The 18,969-nt window shown below is 31.6% G+C and carries 15 protein-coding genes, 2 pseudogenes, 1 riboswitch and 1 other annotated feature; of the genes and pseudogenes, 4 read left to right on the top strand and 13 right to left on the bottom strand.

Annotation, left to right across the window (positions count from 1 at the left end; translation table 11 throughout):
* The first annotated feature begins 75 nt into the window (after window positions 1–75).
* Window positions 76–175: riboswitch (purine riboswitch) on the top strand.
* Between the two features lie 58 nt (window positions 176–233).
* Window positions 234–1,424, top strand: a complete 1,191-nt coding sequence (locus tag COL05_RS07370; protein WP_098668197.1) for an MFS transporter — start codon at window positions 234–236, stop codon at window positions 1,422–1,424.
* Between the two features lie 87 nt (window positions 1,425–1,511).
* On the opposite strand, the gene COL05_RS07365 is transcribed toward COL05_RS07370, so the two are convergent.
* Entirely contained in the window at window positions 1,512–2,729 is a 1,218-nt protein-coding gene (locus COL05_RS07365) for a methyltransferase domain-containing protein (RefSeq protein ID WP_098668196.1), read from the bottom strand.
* A 260-nt stretch (window positions 2,730–2,989) separates the two neighbouring features.
* On the opposite strand from COL05_RS07365, the gene COL05_RS07360 reads away from it, so the two are divergent.
* Window positions 2,990–3,562, top strand: coding sequence for a DJ-1/PfpI family protein (locus tag COL05_RS07360; protein WP_098668105.1), 573 nt, complete (start codon window positions 2,990–2,992; stop codon window positions 3,560–3,562).
* Between the two features lie 123 nt (window positions 3,563–3,685).
* Here COL05_RS07360 and COL05_RS07355 read toward each other — a convergent pair whose 3' ends face one another.
* The 9 genes and pseudogenes from COL05_RS07355 to COL05_RS07315 form a co-directional block, all read right to left on the bottom strand.
* Complete coding sequence (locus COL05_RS07355; protein WP_098668104.1) at window positions 3,686–4,492, bottom strand: DegV family protein; 807 nt, start codon at window positions 4,490–4,492, stop codon at window positions 3,686–3,688.
* A gap of 198 nt (window positions 4,493–4,690) precedes the next feature.
* Window positions 4,691–5,197 (bottom strand): DUF3189 family protein, encoded by a 507-nt coding sequence (locus COL05_RS07350; protein WP_098668103.1) that lies wholly within the window; start codon window positions 5,195–5,197, stop codon window positions 4,691–4,693.
* A 79-nt stretch (window positions 5,198–5,276) separates the two neighbouring features.
* Window positions 5,277–5,744, bottom strand: a pseudogene (locus COL05_RS07345) (CcdC protein domain-containing protein).
* Between the two features lie 205 nt (window positions 5,745–5,949).
* The gene (locus COL05_RS07340) at window positions 5,950–6,975 is read right to left on the bottom strand and encodes a serine hydrolase domain-containing protein (RefSeq protein ID WP_098668195.1); all 1,026 of its coding nucleotides are present in this window, start codon (window positions 6,973–6,975) and stop codon (window positions 5,950–5,952) included.
* A 161-nt stretch (window positions 6,976–7,136) separates the two neighbouring features.
* Window positions 7,137–8,305, bottom strand: a pseudogene (locus COL05_RS07335) (MFS transporter).
* A 65-nt stretch (window positions 8,306–8,370) separates the two neighbouring features.
* Window positions 8,371–8,624 (bottom strand) — a binding site (T-box leader).
* Window positions 8,625–8,800: 176 nt separating this feature from the next.
* Window positions 8,801–10,939 (bottom strand): penicillin-binding protein, encoded by a 2,139-nt coding sequence (locus COL05_RS07330; RefSeq protein WP_098668102.1) that lies wholly within the window; start codon window positions 10,937–10,939, stop codon window positions 8,801–8,803.
* 325 nt (window positions 10,940–11,264) lie between these two features.
* Window positions 11,265–11,864, bottom strand: coding sequence for an undecaprenyl-diphosphatase (locus COL05_RS07325; protein WP_098668101.1), 600 nt, complete (start codon window positions 11,862–11,864; stop codon window positions 11,265–11,267).
* 238 nt (window positions 11,865–12,102) lie between these two features.
* Entirely contained in the window at window positions 12,103–13,092 is a 990-nt protein-coding gene (locus COL05_RS07320; protein ID WP_098668100.1) for a zinc-binding dehydrogenase, read from the bottom strand.
* 161 nt (window positions 13,093–13,253) lie between these two features.
* Window positions 13,254–13,766, bottom strand: coding sequence for a GrpB family protein (locus tag COL05_RS07315; protein WP_098668099.1), 513 nt, complete (start codon window positions 13,764–13,766; stop codon window positions 13,254–13,256).
* A 127-nt stretch (window positions 13,767–13,893) separates the two neighbouring features.
* Between COL05_RS07315 and COL05_RS07310 the strand changes: the two genes are divergently transcribed.
* Together COL05_RS07310 and COL05_RS07305 are read left to right on the top strand one after the other, a co-directional pair.
* A complete protein-coding gene (locus COL05_RS07310) occupies window positions 13,894–14,775 on the top strand; it encodes a protein kinase family protein (protein WP_098668098.1) in 882 nt (293 codons plus the stop codon).
* Window positions 14,776–14,861: 86 nt separating this feature from the next.
* A complete protein-coding gene (locus COL05_RS07305; RefSeq protein ID WP_098668097.1) occupies window positions 14,862–16,130 on the top strand; it encodes a sensor histidine kinase in 1,269 nt (422 codons plus the stop codon).
* Between the two features lie 92 nt (window positions 16,131–16,222).
* Here the strand turns inward: COL05_RS07305 and COL05_RS07300 are convergent, their stop codons facing one another.
* The 3 genes from COL05_RS07300 to COL05_RS07290 all read right to left on the bottom strand — a co-directional run bounded on the left by COL05_RS07300 (window position 16,223) and on the right by COL05_RS07290 (window position 18,959).
* Window positions 16,223–16,330, bottom strand: a complete 108-nt coding sequence (locus tag COL05_RS07300) for a YjcZ family sporulation protein (RefSeq protein ID WP_000120182.1) — start codon at window positions 16,328–16,330, stop codon at window positions 16,223–16,225.
* Window positions 16,331–16,465: 135 nt separating this feature from the next.
* Window positions 16,466–17,266, bottom strand: coding sequence for an energy-coupling factor transporter transmembrane component T family protein (locus tag COL05_RS07295; RefSeq protein WP_098668096.1), 801 nt, complete (start codon window positions 17,264–17,266; stop codon window positions 16,466–16,468).
* A complete protein-coding gene (locus COL05_RS07290; RefSeq protein ID WP_098668095.1) occupies window positions 17,259–18,959 on the bottom strand; it encodes an ABC transporter ATP-binding protein in 1,701 nt (566 codons plus the stop codon). Before COL05_RS07290 ends, COL05_RS07295 begins: the two co-directional genes overlap by 8 nt.
* Window positions 18,960–18,969: the final 10 nt, after the last annotated feature.

Genomic DNA, 18,969 nt, shown 5'->3' with positions numbered 1-18,969 from the left:
GACTTAGGATTATATATACGAATGCTAATTTTTTATTGAAATATAAAAAGTAATATGGTATCTTCTATTACATTGATTAATTACATATGAGAATCATGTATAACTCCAAGAATATGGCTTGGGGGTCTCTACCAGGAACCAATAACTCCTGACTACAAAATGCGTATTATAGCGTTTGTAGTCAGGAGTTTTTTTGTTCTAAGGTAAATAATGACGAGAAGGGATTACAAAAAATGAATTTCAAAGTATTTATATTAGCTTTAGCAACAATAGCAGTAGGTCTTGTAGAGCTTATTGTTGGAGGAATATTGCCAGACATCGCTAAAGATTTTAATGTTTCATTAAGTTCCGCTGGTCAATTAATTACAATTTTCGCCTTTACTTATGCAATAGCAGGGCCTGTATTATTAATTTTCACGAGTAAAGTGGAAAGAAAAAAATTGTATATTATTTCACTTTACATTTTTCTAATCGGTAATATACTTACGTATTTCAGTCCGAACTTTACTTTTATGATGATAGCAAGAATTTTAACCGCTATGAGTACAGCTTTAGTTGTAGTACTTTCCCTTACAATTGCAGCAAAGATTGTTAATCCCTCTTACCGAGCAAAAGCATTAGGATTAATTTATATGGGTATTAGCTCTTCACTTGTTCTAGGAGTACCACTAGGCATATTAATTTCGAACACATTTGGGTGGAGAGTTATTTTTTTATGTATTGCTATTTTATCATTGGGATCTATCATCTTAATTTCAGTATTTTTAGAGAAAATACCTGGAGAGGAAAAGGAAAATCGAATTCCTTTATCTATTCAATTAAAGGCCGTGTGTAGTCCAAAACTAGGCGCTGCTCATCTAGCTACCATGTTTATGTTAGCGGGACACTATACTCTATATGCTTATTTTACTCCTTTTTTAGAAGATAAGTTCCACCTAAACCCTTATTGGATTAGCATATTTTATTTAGTGTTTGGTATAGCTGCAGTAAGTGGCGGAGCGTTCGGCGGTGTTTTATCAGATAAAATAGGCGCTCCAAAAAGTATTGTGATAGTTATTACTTTATTTGCTCTAATCTTATTTATATTACCGTTTATGGCAGTTTCTATTATCCTATTTATTCCTGTTATGATAGTTTGGGCTGCATTGAGTTGGGGGCTTGCACCACCTCAACAAAGTTATTTAATCCAAACTACCCCGGATACGTCAGATATACAGCAAAGTTTTAATAATTCAGCCCTACAAATAGGAATTTCACTTGGCTCTGCAGTTGGAGGTATAGCTTTAAAACAAGTACATGATGTCGCCAATATGGCCTGGGTTGGTGGATCTCTAGTTTTATTATCTTTAGGTTTGGCTATCTTTTCTCTTACTAGACATATACCGACAAGAGACTGTCATGTAAGTGCTAAATATGTAGATTAACATTCTCTTTTTCTTTTAATCGCAAAAAGTATAAATCAACATAAAAAGTCCGGTTTTATAGCCGGACTTTTTATGTTGAGGTTAATCTTATCTTTTTCCGAAAAATGAATATGTATAAATCTCTTCTCCTTGAACAAAGAAATCCTCGTACTTTCCACCTCGCTTCAAATGGTTTGAAGTACTTTCATCTATGGATTGAAACTGTAGATTTTGGACTTCTTTTGTTACTTTTGAAAGTGTAAAATTTGCTCGAAAGTTGTTTGTAATTTGGCTATTTGGGCTGAAATTTTTAAATAAAATAAATAGGCTTAATAAATAACAATCCGTTTTAAAAAGTGGATTTAATTCGTGAAGTAAAAAATTCTCATGCTCAAAACTATAATTGCTCGTACCAGAATGATCAATTACAATATCAACAGACTGATTCTGAATAGGGATGTTCAAAAAATCAGCACAGATAAAGAGAATATTTCTTTTCGGATTTCTACTTGCTAATACATCCTTTAAAAATAAAAGTTTATTAAAATCTCGATCCACTGCAATGTATAAGCAATCCTCTGGCAGTTCTTCATAAATGTTTCTCAAAAAGAACCCAAGCCCCGATCCTATATCCAGTATTAATTTACTATTTAAATTTAAATGTAATAGTTTCTTTTTCGCCCATTGCCCTTCTCTATGCATATTTTCCAAATACGCATTATCAGTTTCATGAATATAATCCGAAATAGTATTTTCATGTGACGGTTGCTCATTTGCATGAAATGATTTATCAGCAGTTATTATTCCTGAAGTAATTATATATTCTTCACCACAATTACAAATTAACTTTCCCTCTGTAATTTGATTGTTATTAATAATTCCATCTTGAAGAATTAGTTTTTGTCTACACTTAGAACATGTAAGTAAATGTAGTACACTTAAATCTACCCCAATAATTGAATTAGAAGTTTCATTTGTTAATAATAAATCATGTAGCACTTCTTTTAATTTATTCCGTTTCTTCTCCAAAAGTTTTATTTCCTGTTCCACCTTGTCATATTTCAGTTTAAATAAAGATTGGTAAAAAGTATCTTTTTCGTAATTCATAGATTTCGCTAAATTTTTATAAAAAAATAGTTCTTTAATTTCATTCAAGCTAAATCCTAGCTCTTTGTATTGTAATATAAACTCTAAATCGGTTTGACAATACTCGTCAAAAAAATAGTGACCTCCCTTTTTTTCAGGAATAATGAGACCGAGATCCATGTAATGTCTTATTGTATCAATACTTATGTTATTTAATTCACCAAATTTACCTATTTTCATAGCATCACTACCATTTATATATTTTTTTATATAAATTTCTATTTTTACATTTAAAAACCCTTTAAACTTTCTAAACAACATTATTTACGATATGTATAGGATATTTGAATGTCACTTATTTTATAGGTGTATAATTCTTTTATTTAATTAAATTTCCATCGCATAGAATATACAGGAATTTATAACTTAATATAGAACATAAAAAGAAGAAGTTTATATTCTAAATAAGGGGACATACATACGGGATGAGGGATTAGAAAATGAAAATTGCAATAGTCTGTTTCGATAATTTTACTGATATAGATGTTTTTTTACCATGGGATTTATTAAATCGTGTACGTTTAGTTGGTGGTATTTCTGATTGGAACGTTCAACTATTAGGAACGGAAAAAACTCATATATCCATGTCTGGCTTACGTATTCCTATGACAGGAAGCATATCTCATATTCCTACTGCTGACGCAGTAATATTTGCAAGCGGTAAAGGTGTACAAGATTTATATAAAAACGAAGAATATATTAATAGCATTCATGTAGATCCCCAAAGACAATTAATAGGATCTATGTGTTCTGGTTCATTACTACTAGGAGCAAAAAAATTGCTAACAGGTAAAAAAGCCACTACATATCCATCCGCAGTAGAACAGCTTAAAAAATTTGATGTGAATGTTATTGAACAAAGTTTTGTGAACGAAGGAAATATCTCGACTGCTGCAGGTTGTTTTGCTGCTCAAGATCTTTCAGCTTGGATTATAAGAACCTTAATCAATGAAAAAATGGTCGATACTGTGCTAGAAACTGTTCAGCCAGTAGGCAAAGGTTTATATTTTTAATTTCAAATCAAGTAGAGCTCCCAAAACGATAAAATGAGCTTTTGTGATTGATGGCGACGTAATATGCCTCCAATTTCATTTTAATTAAATAAAAAACCCGCGAATCATTCACGGGTTTTCCTCTTAATAACTAATTGCTATTGTACCTTCACCTGCATGAACCGCAAATGAAATTGGTAATGGATATAGTTTGAAATCCATTTCAGGGAATGCTTGTCTAATGTCTGCAATCCATTCTTCAGCTCCATCTTTATCGTTTGCATGGAACATATGAAGTACTTTTGGTAATTCTTTTTCAAGTTCATTTTTAATGTATTCTCGACATTTTTGGATTTTACGAACTCTCTTTTCAAGTAATAACTCTCCACCTTTTACTTCTAATATTAAGTTAACACTTAATAAACTTCCAAGTAAAAATTGAACGCCTTTTACACGTCCACTTGCGTAAAGGCCTTTTAAACTTTTCGGGAATACGTGGAAAGGTCTTCTTTTTTCATTTACTAATGTATTGTGTATATCTTGTAAAGTCATACCATCATTGTATAACGTTTTCGCTTTTCTAATTAGTTCATCCATTGGATAGCTTGTTGTTTCGCTATCTAATACCGTTAATGGGAAACCAGCCATTTCTGCAGCTAACTTCATGTTTTGATAGGTTCCACTTACTTTTCCGCTAATAGCAACTGCAAATCCCTCTTCATATTCTTCTTTGCATTTCGAAAATAAATCTACCATTTCCCCTATGTTAGGTTGTGATGTAGTGACAGTTTTACCTTCGTTCAAAGCATTATAAACGCGTTCACGCACACCTTCTTCACAATCTTTGTACGACACACCATCAATAATAACTTCAATTGGGATAACAAAGTTATCTCCTTCTGTTTTAAAACTCGCAGTTGTACTATCAGTAATCCAAGCAACACGCTTCATGTTGTTCCTCCCTTAATTCAATTCCTCTTTTCTGACTTTTCTATATATTTATGTTACGAAAAGAGAATATCCCTGTAATAGTAACAGGACTTTATTGTTTTGGCTATAGTAGATGAATAGTAAATGTGGATATTTTTTGTCATTTTCGACAAAAAAAGAAGAAAACTGGAGTTTTTCCCAATTTTCTCTTATCATACATTATTTAAAAGTTTCATTATCTAAAATTACTACATAATCATTTGTCAATCGGCCAGCTTCCTTCGTATAACTAACAAGTCTTTGTATGTTATCACAGCTTAGTTTCGCTCCCCATACAAGTAATGGTACGCCGATAAAATCAATGTGGAACCTTCTAGAAAACAGACCACCGAAAGTCATCGGTAAAGGTACTGTTGGTGATGTATTAGAAAAAATAATCTTTTCATGACTTTGATAATGTTTTTGCAGAATCTCTCCTAAATGCTTCATCGCAGGTACAACGACTTTTGATGCGCCGCATCCAATTGTATAAACCGGATTACTATTTTCATCTACTCCATGAAAAATGATTTTCCCCATATCTTCTGTTTTCAATTTATTAAAGTACTCTACATTCAAAATTTCCTCTTTCGTTAACTTACGATCCGTTGGCAATTTATTTAAATGATAAGCTGCAGCAAGTGCAGTTGAATGTGTTCCGCCGAAATCTGTGTAAATGAATATCATATTATCATCCCTTGTTGTAAAAGTTCAATGTTATTTAGTATTACCGTTCACGGCGCTGTTAAACAATGGATGAATACTTTCATGTTTTTTGTATTAATTCATTATACTTTTTCCAAATATAATATCGTCTACTAATTACAGTACCTAATGTGATACATAAAAAGGTATTTGTTACAACCATTAATGTATAGTGGGTACTGCCAGAAAACATACTTTGTTTAATCAAAACCTTCGTACCTAGAAGAGCAAGTAGAATAATTGTACTTAACCAATTTCCTTTTCTTAATACATGACCCGTTTCACTATCTAATCAAAATGTTAAAACTTTTCCCCTAATCACTCCAAGACCAAATCCAATCCCCAGCATTACAGCGAATAGTAATACTTTCAATATAGTTAATTGTCCCATATGAATAATAGACTGGATTGTCACAAAGCACAGCAAAGCCGGAATGAGCCAAATACGATTAATATTCACTTTATATTCTTTACCTTGCATTAGTATGATAATAAAAACAACAAGTAGAATAACAAATAGAATTTCCATTTAGAGTCCTCCTATTTACTTGTTTACATTTGAAGATTATATTCGCTTCTTTTTATTCCATATTTTAAATAAACTAGCTACTAAAAATCATAAAATATAGAATGTGATTCCCATCAGTTTTAAGCATTATTTATACAAAAAAAACGCACAAATAAATAGTACGTCTTTTTTGCATTTATTAGTGCATTCATAAACTCTTTTAACCTTATGAAAAAGAGTTTTCTAATTCTTTCATTATTTTTTCGGGTCCTGTTCCTTTATTTGATGGAATAACTAGAGTAATTCCTAAGCCTGGATATACAGCCGAGCGAAAACTAACGCCTGGATCATACCCCATTACATGAAATTTGAATATCTTGTTTTTTCTTGTTTCAATCCATATTCCATATCCGTAAGACTGATTTTTATTTACTTGAATTTGAGGAGTTAAAAGTATGTTTGTATATTCTCGGCTTATGATTTCATAGTTACATAATGCTTCCCAGAACTTCAACATGTCTGGCGCAGTAATAAAAGCACCACCATCAGACCCTCCTATTATTGGTATAGAGTAGATGTTTGTTCTCCAATTTTGGTTAGTTTCATCTTTTATATATCCAAGAGCTGTTTGTCTTGGTAATGTATCTAAAGAAAAATAGCCAGAATCATTCATACCAATTGGTTTAAATATGTTTTTTTCTATATACTCCGTAAATTTAAGTCCTGTCTGTTCTTCGATTATTAACCCCAGTATAATAAAACCTGCATTGTTGTAGTGAAACTTACCTCCAGGTACAAACATTATATTTCTGTTTTGGAATAATGGTAAGAAGTCTTTTAAATTTTTTAATAGATACATAGGAGTTTGTCTCCAAAGATCTTCGAAGTTATCCATAATATTTTCATCAAAATAATCTGGAATACCCGAACTATGCGTCAAAAGGTGATGTATTGTAATATCTTCATTGAAGTTTGGAAAGTTAATACGTAAACATTCTTTTAACTTTGTGTGAAAGGTAATTACCCCATTTTCAACAAGTTGACAGATACCGATAGCAGTGAATATTTTACAACCGGAGGCAATTCCGAACCTTGTTTGTAGCGTATTGTTTATACATTCATTGCGATTTGCGTAACCAAACGCCTCTTCATAGACTAAGCCTTTTTCTTCTTTTACTAAAATTACCCCAGAGAAATCTATATGTCGATGCATTTCTTTTACAATGCTGTCTATTTGATCTTTTATTTTCATTCCGAAATCACCCTTGTTTATCAATATTGTTCTCCTTTCTTATATTTCCATAAATAGGAGGGAGAACCCTCCTATTTAATATCGTAAGATTTACATCAAAACTAAGAGAACTATTTCAAATTTATTGGCTTAGAGGAATGCTCTTTAGACTGTGATGGCAATTAAGTAACTACACACATGATAGTTATAAGCAGCATTACTACTGCCCCTACAATAACAACAAGTTGTATAGAAATAAATTGAGTTGCAACTCCGAATAAAATCGTAATTAAAATAGTGACGCCTGCAATCACAAGCCCATATATACTCCCAATCCGTCCCATCATATGGACAGGAACATTATTTTGATAAAAGGTGTTAAATCCTGTATTTGCATATGCCATAGAGAAAGATAAAATAAAGAATCCGATAGTAGCAATTAAAAACTCATTTGAAAAAGCATAAATTAAATAACCGATTGCGATGAATAATGATCCTATTCCAATTAAAAATGAAGGTGTTAATTTTTTTGATAATATTGTATTTGTTATGGCTCCTAAAATAAACCCAGCTCCAGCGATACTAACTAAAAAGCCATATTCACTATCTGTTAACAATAAAACTTCTTTCGCAAATGACAATTCAAGTGAATCAGTTGCGGCAACTAAAACCATCATTCCTTGAAATAAGAAATACACAAAAACGATATATAAAGATTTTTTACTGGAATTTAAAACGATGTTCCAATCTTTTTTTAGTACAGCTAAAGATAACTTATCATTTGACGTAGTAATATGGGATTTTTATCAAGATTAGGTAACAGTAATGTAATTACTCCTGATAAGAGAAATGCTATAGCATTTATATATATATAGCAAACTCCGATGTACCCGCTATTAACAATAAGCCTGCTACCGCTGGAACAATTAAAGATGCACCAGATCCTATTAAACTACGTAATGAATTAAAACGTTGTCTTTTCTCTACTGGTATTAATTTCGTCATATACGTCATAGCAGTTGGCTCATAAATTGCACTGGCCATACTGATAAAGAATACGAATACATAAACAATCCAAAGTGATGGAAGTAAAGGTAAAATAGCGATAAATACCGCACGATATATATTGAGGTGAATCATTAACTTCCGTTTATTTAAACGATCAATCATACTTCCTGACCATGCGTTTGTAAATAAAGCGGCTAATGGTTTAATTACATATAAAGTAGCAACAGCTATGATAGACCAGTACATTCAGTGCTATTAAATAAATCCATGCCCCTAAATTCGCAATACCAACTCCGGACAGTAGTAATAAAGGATATTTCCAATCTTTAAGTAAGTTTTTCATTTTAGGCCCCCGCTTTTCAAATTGTATTTAAACAATAAAAAAATCCCACCCCCAAGACTTTTTGTCTTAGGGACGAGATTTATCATCACGGTGCCACCCTAGTTTGTTAATATGTCGCCTTATTAACCTTATCAGGTACTGCATTGTAAATCATGCTTATACCATAGCTCTATAACGGGAGCTCACGTCCTCCCCTAATAAAAGGTTCGGATGTGCTGCTCAGAGGCTTGGTTCAATAAAAAATTTTTACTCCTTTTCAGCTAAATGGAGCTCTCTGTGAAAAATTCATTTTATTTACTCTTCTCTTCACTGCATTTAATTTTCCCATATTATCACAAAAATATTTGACTGTAAATAACAAATAATCAGACATTTAATGACTTGTTTTTGTTAATTCTTTTATTTATTATTTTTTCTAAAAATTACGGTGCGTGAAATTACTTAAATTTATAAAATAAAGAGCCTATTGTATATAGACCCTTCACTTTGTCCGAATTAATTTGTATTCGCCTCTACTAACGGTTGTAAAGGTGGTTCTAAGTTTAGTTCTAATGTATCGCCTTCTTGTATATCTTGCCCCTTTTCAATGCTTTGACTCGTTACATAGCCCGTACCTGTAGTCTTTAATTCTAATTTTAATAGTTTAGAGAAATACATAACATCACGCATGGACCAACCTTGTAAATTAGGCATTTTTGCGTCGGCACCTAATAAAAAGATACGATCTCCTTCACTCATTATTTCACCAGATTGCGGATATTGTTTTTTTATTTTTCCTTCTCCTAAAACTATCGGTTCAAGTTTCTCTTTTTTTACACTATTCTCTACTGTATCCATTGATTGATTTACATAATTTTGTACTTTTAATTCAGAACGTTTCGTTGCATCTGCCATTTGTTTTTCTGTATATGGTTTCACTTTTAAATATTCAAGGCTATTTTTCATAACTGGTTTAAATATTTCAGCGAGCGGCTGAGCTCCATACTCATCTCCCTTTAACTTTGGCTGCTTAATAGCTAAGTATACAATTAACTCAGGGTCATCAATCGGAGCCATTCCTAAAAATGAAAAAATATAGTTTTCTTTTCCTTCCATATATCGCCCATTTTCAGGATTCGGAATTTGCGCTGTTCCTGTCTTACCTCCTATTGGATAACCATCCACTTTATACATTGTACCAGTACCTTTTGAAGATGTAATAACACGCTCCATTAAATCTCTTACCTTGTCCGCTGTCTCTTTTTTTATCGGATTCCCAATTTCTTTCGGTTGATTTTCCATAATAACTTGTTTATTTATTGGATTTACAACTTTGTCAACGATATATGGTTGCATCATTTTCCCATCATTTGCTATAGCAGTAGCAGCTTGGATTAATTGAATAGGCGTTACTGTAGAGCCTTGTCCGAAAGAAGTTGTGACTTGTTGAATTTGTGTATTTAATAATAAAGTGTTTTTACTTTCACCAGGTAAATCTATTCCGGTTTTTTGATTAAATCCAAATTTATTCATATATTGTTTAAATTTATTCGGTTTCAATAGCTGATCTTCTAAAATAGAAAAAGCCACGTTAGATGATCTTTCAAAACCTTCATCAAATGTAATGGATCCCCATCCAAATCCACCGTTATGATCTTTAATATCAGATGAACCAACGGAATATTTTCCGGATTGGAAATATTCTTTCCCGTTATATACACCTTCATTAATCGCGGCAGCTAACGTAAATATTTTCATTGTTGAACCTGGTTCGTATGCATTTGCGATTGGATCATTTAAAAAATATTCGATATCGCCTTTATTAGGATTAAAACTAGGTTTACTAGACATTGCTAAAATTTTCCCTGTCTTTGGATCCGCTATGATTCCTACTAACATAGAAGGATCATAGTGCTCTTGCGCCTTATTCATTGCTTCTTCTAAAAAACTATTAATTTGTTTATCGAGCGTAAGGTATACGTTATTCCCATTTTTAGCTGGTTCTATTTTCCCTATATCATTTGTAAGCGGGATCCCTCTTGGTGCTCCAACATATTCTATATTTCCGTTTGTCGAGCGCAAATATTTATCCAGGCTCTTTTCAAGTCCAAATTTCCCTTCTGTATTTCCTTTATCGTCAGGTCTCGCAAAACCAAGTATATAGGATGCAAAATCTTCATTTGGATATACTCTTGCTTTTTCTGACATAAAAGATACCCCTGGAATTTTTAATTTTCCAATTCTTTCTTTTACTTCTCTAGATAAATTCCGGCCAACTTTTCCAATTTCAACTTGCGTGCGTCCCTCATGAAAATTTTTTAATACGTCCTCTTTATCAATTTCAAGCGCATCAGCTAATCGCTCTGCGGTTTCATCTTTATTTTTCACTTTATTTGTTCCTTTTAAATTCACAACAACACGATACGTTGTGGAATCTTGGACTAACACTTTTCCAGCTTGATCATATATTGTGCCACGATTCGCTTCCAAAACACCATTTTTATTATGTTGTTCATTTGCTAGATCCTTTACATTGACATTATGCAACACTCCTACTGCCTGAATATAGAAAAAACGCAAAAGCATAATGAGAAACAAAATAATAAAAGCAACCATAAAATACCGCGCGCCTTTATTCGTTTGAAATTTATGCATATTTATCTCCTTTCTTTCACAATTAATTACTGCGATATGGTGTGCTATAAATTATGTAGTTTTTTGCTTTCAATACTATATGTTTCGAAGTTTTCCTTTTAATTCCTTTAAAACAATGTGAAACTAATTATTGTTATTGCTAGTTTATTTATATACTTAAAATACAGTACGTGAAATTTTAGAATATTCATTCTTTTCATTCTACTCCATAACATTCAAATTCTTATTGGAAATAATCCATTCAATTATATACAATAAAAAACCCTCCTCTGGATTTCCAAAGGAGGATTTTTTCACCTAATCTATGAAAGGCTAGTTATGAAATTTAAGCTACATGATTATATTTTTCTAAAAAGGGAATTCGTTTCGCTACGAGTGCATACATTTTGAAAATAAGTTTTGCGATTGGTTCAAATATACGTTTTTTCTGCAACAATAAACTGCTTGTTACAATTGTTATTACAGCCGCACCTATTATATCTAAAGGAAAATGAACACCTACATACAAACGTGATATACAAACTAAACCCGCCCATAAAAGTGCAATATATCTTAACTTTTCTCCTCTAAGAACAAAAATGAATGCAATCGATAATACAAGTACAGAATGATCACTAACAAATGATGAATTTTCTGCATGAGGTACTAATTGATTCACATCATATGATACAAAAGGACGTGGATGATAATATACCGCATGAATAAAAACATTTACTAGTAATGCAATTATTACTGAAAGTGTCGTATACAACACTGTATATTGTTTCCTTATCGCATTCTCTTTCTTTCCGTTATGAAACCATAAGATAAACATGAATAGAATAGCCACATATGCAGCGCTATTTGTAATAGCAATCATTATCTTATCTAAGAGCGCAGATGTACCCGCTAAATTGTTTATCCATTGAAATACTGTGTAATTCACGTTACTCTCTCCTTATAATTTCTTATATTACTTGATTTACACAGTATACAACATTTACACATATTTAGATTTTCACTTTATTCATTTTACTATTTTTCATTTGACAATTATGTAACTATTTACATGAATTAAAGATATATAATATTAAAAAACCTTTTAAATTAAATGATTCACAAACAATAAGTGTATATATTACATAACATAGCCATATAAAAAGATTGGTTATTAAATCATATTTTTATTCCATCCGTAGAGCGATATTACCAAACTGTTCTCCCTGTTCCATACGTTTTAATGCTTGAGTAGCCTCTTCTAACGAATAAACTTTATCCATAATTGGTTTAATCTTATATTTCTCTATAAACGTAATCATTTCATCAAATTCCTCACGGCTACCCATAGATGTCCCCATAATATCGATTTGATTATAAAATAATGCTCGTAATGGTAATTCAATTTTATCTCCTGAGCTTGCACCAAAATTAACAATTCTCCCATTAGGTTTTAATACATCAAAGTATTTTAAGAATGTTGCTGGTCCTATACTATCGATGATTAAATCTACTTTCTCTCCGTGTAAACTCTCTTCCCAATTTCCAGTACTATTAAAAGAAAAGTCTGCACCGTATGTTTCGGCAAAGTTCCTTTTGTTCTCAACTCTTGAAGTAACACTGACTTTTGCGCCAATTGCTTTCGCAAATAACATGGCAAACGTCGCTACACCGCCGCCTATTCCTGGAATTAAAACATGTTCTCCACACTTTAATCTACCCTTTGTAAAAAGCGCTCTATATGCAGTTAATGCCGATAAAGATAATACGCCAGACTCTTCCCAAGTAAGATATGACGGTTTTGCCACTACATTTTCAGCTGGCACAATGACATATTCAGCAAACGTTCCATCTTTCGGTCCACCTAACACCTCTGGTAACTCTGGTACTTCGGCAATAGTATCCCATCCAATGCTAGGATTAATAATAACCTCTTTATTTAATAAATGATTTGAAACGCCTTCTCCGATTTCTGTAACAATTCCTGAACCATCTGAGCCTATTACTAATGGCAGATCCAATTCTTTTCTATTGTTTATAATAAATAAATCCCTATGATTTAATCCTGCAGCTTTTAACTTTACTTTTACTTCACCAGCATTAGGATTGATTTCAGATGACAATCTATATTCTAATCCTTCTACCCCTCTTTTATATTGATGTACAATAGCTTTCATTGCTTCATTCCCCCTTAATATTTTCAATGTACTAGATATATCGAAATAAATAAAAGAATTTGCCTCCAATAATTAGAAATAATGTATATCGTTGTGACAAAAGCCCCCCTCCTTATAAATATCTTTGGAAGGGATTTTTAAATTTCTTCAAATAACAATCTTTAATTTTTTTGGGTTTTGGCCAATTCTAATATATTTTGAATAAACGGTGCTTTTGCATTTGTATATGAAGCACGATCAAAAGGATATGTAGCAGCAAGTTTCTCTTTTAATTCTCTATATTCTTTTTGTGCCCATTTATGTTCTATAAGAAAATCACGAAATAAAATGTTATTCTGCCACTCCTCACTATTATAAATATAAACATGTAAATGGTGGGTGCCTGCTGTCCATTTTCCCTTTCTAAAAAAACGCCAATTAGGGGTTTCTTTTGGAACATACTCATATCCAATTTTTAATAACGCTTCAATCCAATTTTCGGTAACTTTCAAATCAGTTACACCAATCATCATATCAATTAAAGGTTTCGCACCTAATCCCTCTACGGATGTACTTCCTATATGTTCAATAGCAATACAATCTTCTCCGAATAAAGAAATAAATTTCTCTTTTTCTATTACATACTCTTCATGCCATTCTTTTTGATACGGTTTAATAACGATTTGTTGTTCCATTTTAGCCACCTTCTTATAATTATTTATTATTATATTTATAAAATTTCATGTGATTAACATAGGATTTTCAAAAAATATGTCGAATACTGAAATATACAACTTTATTATAATAAATGCGAGGTATATTATGAAAGATAATCCAGTTGAAATTCAGTTGAATCAAGTTACATTCCAGTTAAAAGAACATCATAATTTTGATTGGCTATTGAAATTAGGAAACGTATTTGCTGTTTTTGACCAGCAAGATTCAGGCAATTTATCTTTTGGTGTAGAAAAAGATGGGCGTAAGAAATTTATTAAATATGCAGGGGCACAAACACTTGCATATAAAGGGACAATAAAAGACGCTATTGAAAGATTAAAAAATTCAGCTTCCCTATACGAGGAATTAAAGCATGACTCACTTATAAAACTAATTGAACATTATCCAGTTCACTCTGGATATGTACTAATTTTCGATTGGTTTGATGGTGAATGTCTTCATTCACATTGGAGTTTCCCACCTCCTGAAAAATATACTAACCCAAGCTCTCCATTTTATAAATTTAAGCATTTATCAGTTATGGAACGAATTCAATCATTACATTCCATTTTTTCTTTCCATACATTTGTTGAAAAGAAAAACTATGTAGCAATAGATTTTTATGACGGTAGTATTTTATATAATTTTCATACAAACGAGACGAAGATTTGTGATATTGATTTATATTCTAAAAAACCATACGTGAATAAAATGGGACGATTATGGGGTTCCTCTCGTTTTATGTCTCCTGAAGAATTCGAGCTACATGCAATGATTGACGCAAGAACAAACGTTTTTAATATGGGGGCAATGGCTTTTGCTCTCTTGGGCGGTGGAAAAGATCGCTCCTTTACGAAATGGGAAGCAAGTAAAGATTTATATGAAATAGCGTATCGTGCTGTAAACGAAAACCGAATTGAACGATATGTATCGGTTGAAGCATTTTATGAAGAGTGGCTAAACGTGGCTAATGCTGAAAAGATATAAACTTATATTATTAAAAGCAAAAAGTTTCTACTATAATCATGTATAATATATTTGAAATGGAAATTCAAAATAACGAGGCAAATATTATGAACTTTGTTTATATTAATCAAAACGTATTAAATAATCTTCTTTACATTTTAAGTAGTATATTTATTTTTTATTTTTTATATGATAGCGGGCGCAATTTGAAGAAATATAAAAAACTACTTATTATACTTTGTACGAGTATCCCTCTTATTTTATGTATGCGCTATCCTATCTATATGGATGAAAATTGTATTCATGATTTAAGACAAATACCAGTTATTATAGGTACGCTTTATGGTGGCTTCCCTGTTGGTATAATATTGTTTGCCATCTTATTAATTACAAGGTTTTCATTTTATGGATTTAGTATGTTAACAATATTAGTTTATGGCACAATGTTTATCATTACAGCGTTCGCATCCGCAAAATTTAATAAGTATAATAGAAAAGTTAAAGTAGCTTACGGAATGTTTTTAACATTTTTTCTAGCAATATTTACAACTGTAATTGTATTAACCTTATCAGATTTTGAAGTGAATAATTTATATATTATTTATTTCATAATATTACCAAATATTTTAATGTTATTTGTAATTTATTTTAATGAAGTTTTAAAAGATGCAGTATGTATGCGGTCGAAGTTAATCAAAATGGAGAAAATGGAGATTGTTAGCCAACTCGCTGCTAGTATATCGCACGAGGTAAGAAATCCTTTAACTGTCGTAAAAGGATTTACTCAGCTTTTAAAAACACCAAATTTAACTCCAGAATCAAGGGACGAGTATATTGAACATATACTTGAAGAGTTACATCGTGCCCAAGGAATTATTGATGATTATTTAACTTTCGCCAAACCTGCTTCAGAAAAGTTAGATCATATTTCAGTAGAACAAGAGTTAAATCGAGTTATTAATATGATCTTACCTTTATGTAACATGAACACAATACATATTACAAAAGATTTCTCTACGGCAACAATTGTTGGTAATAAGCAGCACTTTCAACAATGCTTTTTAAACTTAATAAAAAATGGTATTGAAGCAATGCCTAATGGTGGTACTTTAAATATTTCCTCATCTATTAGTAATAATAAGGTTATCATACGAATTGAGGATAGCGGAATTGGTATGTCACAAGAGCAAATAAATCGATTTGGTGAACCGTATTTTAGTACAAAAACGAAGGGTACAGGTTTAGGCACAATGGTTGCTGTTAAAATTATTGAAACGATGCAAGGTAATTTAAAAATCCGAAGCGTTATTAATAAAGGCACAATTTTGACAATTACATTACCGAAATGTAATATGAACTCATCTAAAAACAAATAAAAAAGGAGCATAGTTGCTCCTTTTTTATTTGTTTCGATACATAAGTATCTTATATGTTTTGTAAGTTTACATTTGTGGAGACTAATTAGAAATTAGTACCCTCCGCCCCAACAGCTGCATCCAACGATAATTAACAAAATGAATAACACAACTAATAAAGCGAAACCTCCACCAAAACCACAAGAACCACCGTAACTCATATTTTCTCCTCCTTTTGGTTTGAAAACTAATAGGTAGTTGATCATTTTAACTGGTTCGTATTATACATTATGTAAATATCCCCTTTTTGAGCATGTCTATATAAAAATAAGTAAAAGCACTCATTTGAGAGTGCTTTAAAATGGATACCAAAAGTTTTGAAATACATGTAACTTTAAATACACAGCAACAATTAAAATACAAACACCTACAAATAAAGCAATAAAATCCCCTCTTTTCGCTTTATTTGTATAAAACCACGTACGTGTATCCTTCTTACCAAATCCTCTTAAATCCATTGCATTTGAAACTGTATCGATTCTATCTAGAGAATGAATAATTAAAGGCCAGAAAATTAAGACTCGGTTTTTCATACGAATCCATAAACTTGCTTCTCCTTTTTCAAACGCTACTCCTCTTGCCTCTTGCGCATGTTTAATAATTTTATATTCAGACTGAATATCAGGTATGTAACGTAATGCAATATTTATCGCATAAGTAATCTTATAATGAATTCGAAATTTACTTAGGCTACTCACAAATCCACTTGGATCAGTCGTATAAATAAAAATAAGTGTAAATGGTAATAACGTAAAATACTTTAACGAAAGTGTAGCTGCATAAAATAAAGTTTCATAAGTAATCGTTGCATATCCAATATGCAGAAATGAAGTATATGATTCCGTTAATTCAGATCCATGGGTGGGTGTAATAAATAAGATCATGACAGAATTTAATAAACTAAATGTAAATATAACAGTAAAAACAATAAAAATTTTACGAAATGGAATTTTAGCAACTAGGAGTCCAATACATCCAATTATAAATACAAATAGCAATACGCGAAAATCAAAAAATAAAAAAGTAAGCGTCATACAAAAAATAAATAACAATAATTTCACTGCTCCATCCATACGATGAAAATATGTACTATACACCTTCCTCCCCCCTCATAACATTAAAATAAAGTTCTATAAACCTTTCAGGATTTGCAATACCACTTAATTTAACGAGTTTGAATAAAGAACTCTCCCTTAAGTTCGCTCTATGTAACGTTTTTGGATGTCCTAATACAGTAGACGCGGTATCATTCGCAATAATTTCCCCTTCATGTAAAACTATCGCTCTGTCTGTATATTCTAATGCAAGATTCATATCGTGTGTAATAAAAATAAAAGATATTCCCTTTGCAGCTAGTTTTCTTATAAACGTTATAAACTGTTTATAATGATAATAATCTTGTCCCGCTGTCGGCTCATCTAATATGATAAGTTTCGGATTTGTCGTTAGTACAGATGCAATCGTTACTCTCTTTTTTTGTCCGTAACTTAATGCCTGGATTGGCCAATTTCGAAATGGATACAAGCCACAAATTTTTAACGTTTCTTCCGCTCTAAACTTAATTTCTTCCTTTGATACCTTTTTTAATTTTAATGTGAATGAAACCTCTTCTATAACAGTAGGCTGTGTAATCATATGATTTGGATTTTGCATGACATATGATATAATCTCTCCACGTTTACGAATAGACCAAGTATTAATATTTATTCCATTAAATAAAATCCTATCATTATTTGTTTTGTTAATACCTATAAGACTATGAGCTAATGTTGATTTTCCAGCACCATTATGCCCCAAAAGTGCAACAATTTCCCCTTCTTTTATAGAGAAATTTACATTATCTAATACTTTTTGTTTATTAGAATAGGAGAACGACAAATTTTCTACTGTCAATATTTCTTTGTTATTAGGAGTATTTTTATAAAAAACTTGCTTCTCCATCCACTCATTTATTGCGCTACGAACACTTTCTCTTTGAAGATTTTCAAGTGGGTATATTCCCTCATTATTACTATCAAACTGTAACCTCTGTAATCCTTCCATGTACATAGGTTCCCTTAAGCCAATAGATGGTAATATATTTGAGGCCAAAATCTCTTCTGGTGTTCCTATCTCAACGATTTCCCCTTCATCCATTAAAATAATTTTATCTAAATCCAGATTTAACATTTCTTCTATTCGATGTTCAATAATTACAATTGTTTTATTATATTGTTTATGTATATCTTTAATAAGTTCTATTGTATGTAAACTACTTACTGGATCTAAATTCGCTAAAGGTTCATCAAACAATAATATATTAGCATTTGTCGTTAACAGACCCGCTAAAGAAACAGTTTGTTTTTGCCCTCCTGATAATTCATGAGGACTTTGTTTATGAAAAGTATGCATCTTTACTTTTTTTAATGATTCTGAAACAATCTTTTTCATATCATCTTGATTTACACATTCATTTTCTAAATAAAAAGCCACATCTTCTTCTACTGTAAGACCAATAAATTGGGCATCTTGATCTTGCAAAATTGTTCCTACCTGTTTACTCTGCTCAAAAATACTCCCTTTCCTCGGGTCTTTTCCGGCAATAGAAATAGTTCCAGTACTACTCCCTTCATAAGAAAATGGGATTAGCCCATTGATACAATGAGCTAACGTTGATTTCCCTGAACCACTACGCCCAGCAATTAATACTTTTTCCCCAGGATATATATGAAACGTAATGTCTTTTACAGTAGGCTGTGCCGCATGCTTATATTGAAAACTAAATTTTTCTAAAGAAATAATTGGTTGCATGTTAACATCC

The sequence above is a fragment of the Bacillus sp. AFS059628 genome (genome assembly GCF_002571225.1).
Classification (GTDB): Bacteria; Bacillota; Bacilli; order Bacillales; family Bacillaceae_G; genus Bacillus_A.
Note: the sequence above shows the minus strand (reverse complement) of the source record. Positions and strands in the feature narration are given on the sequence as shown.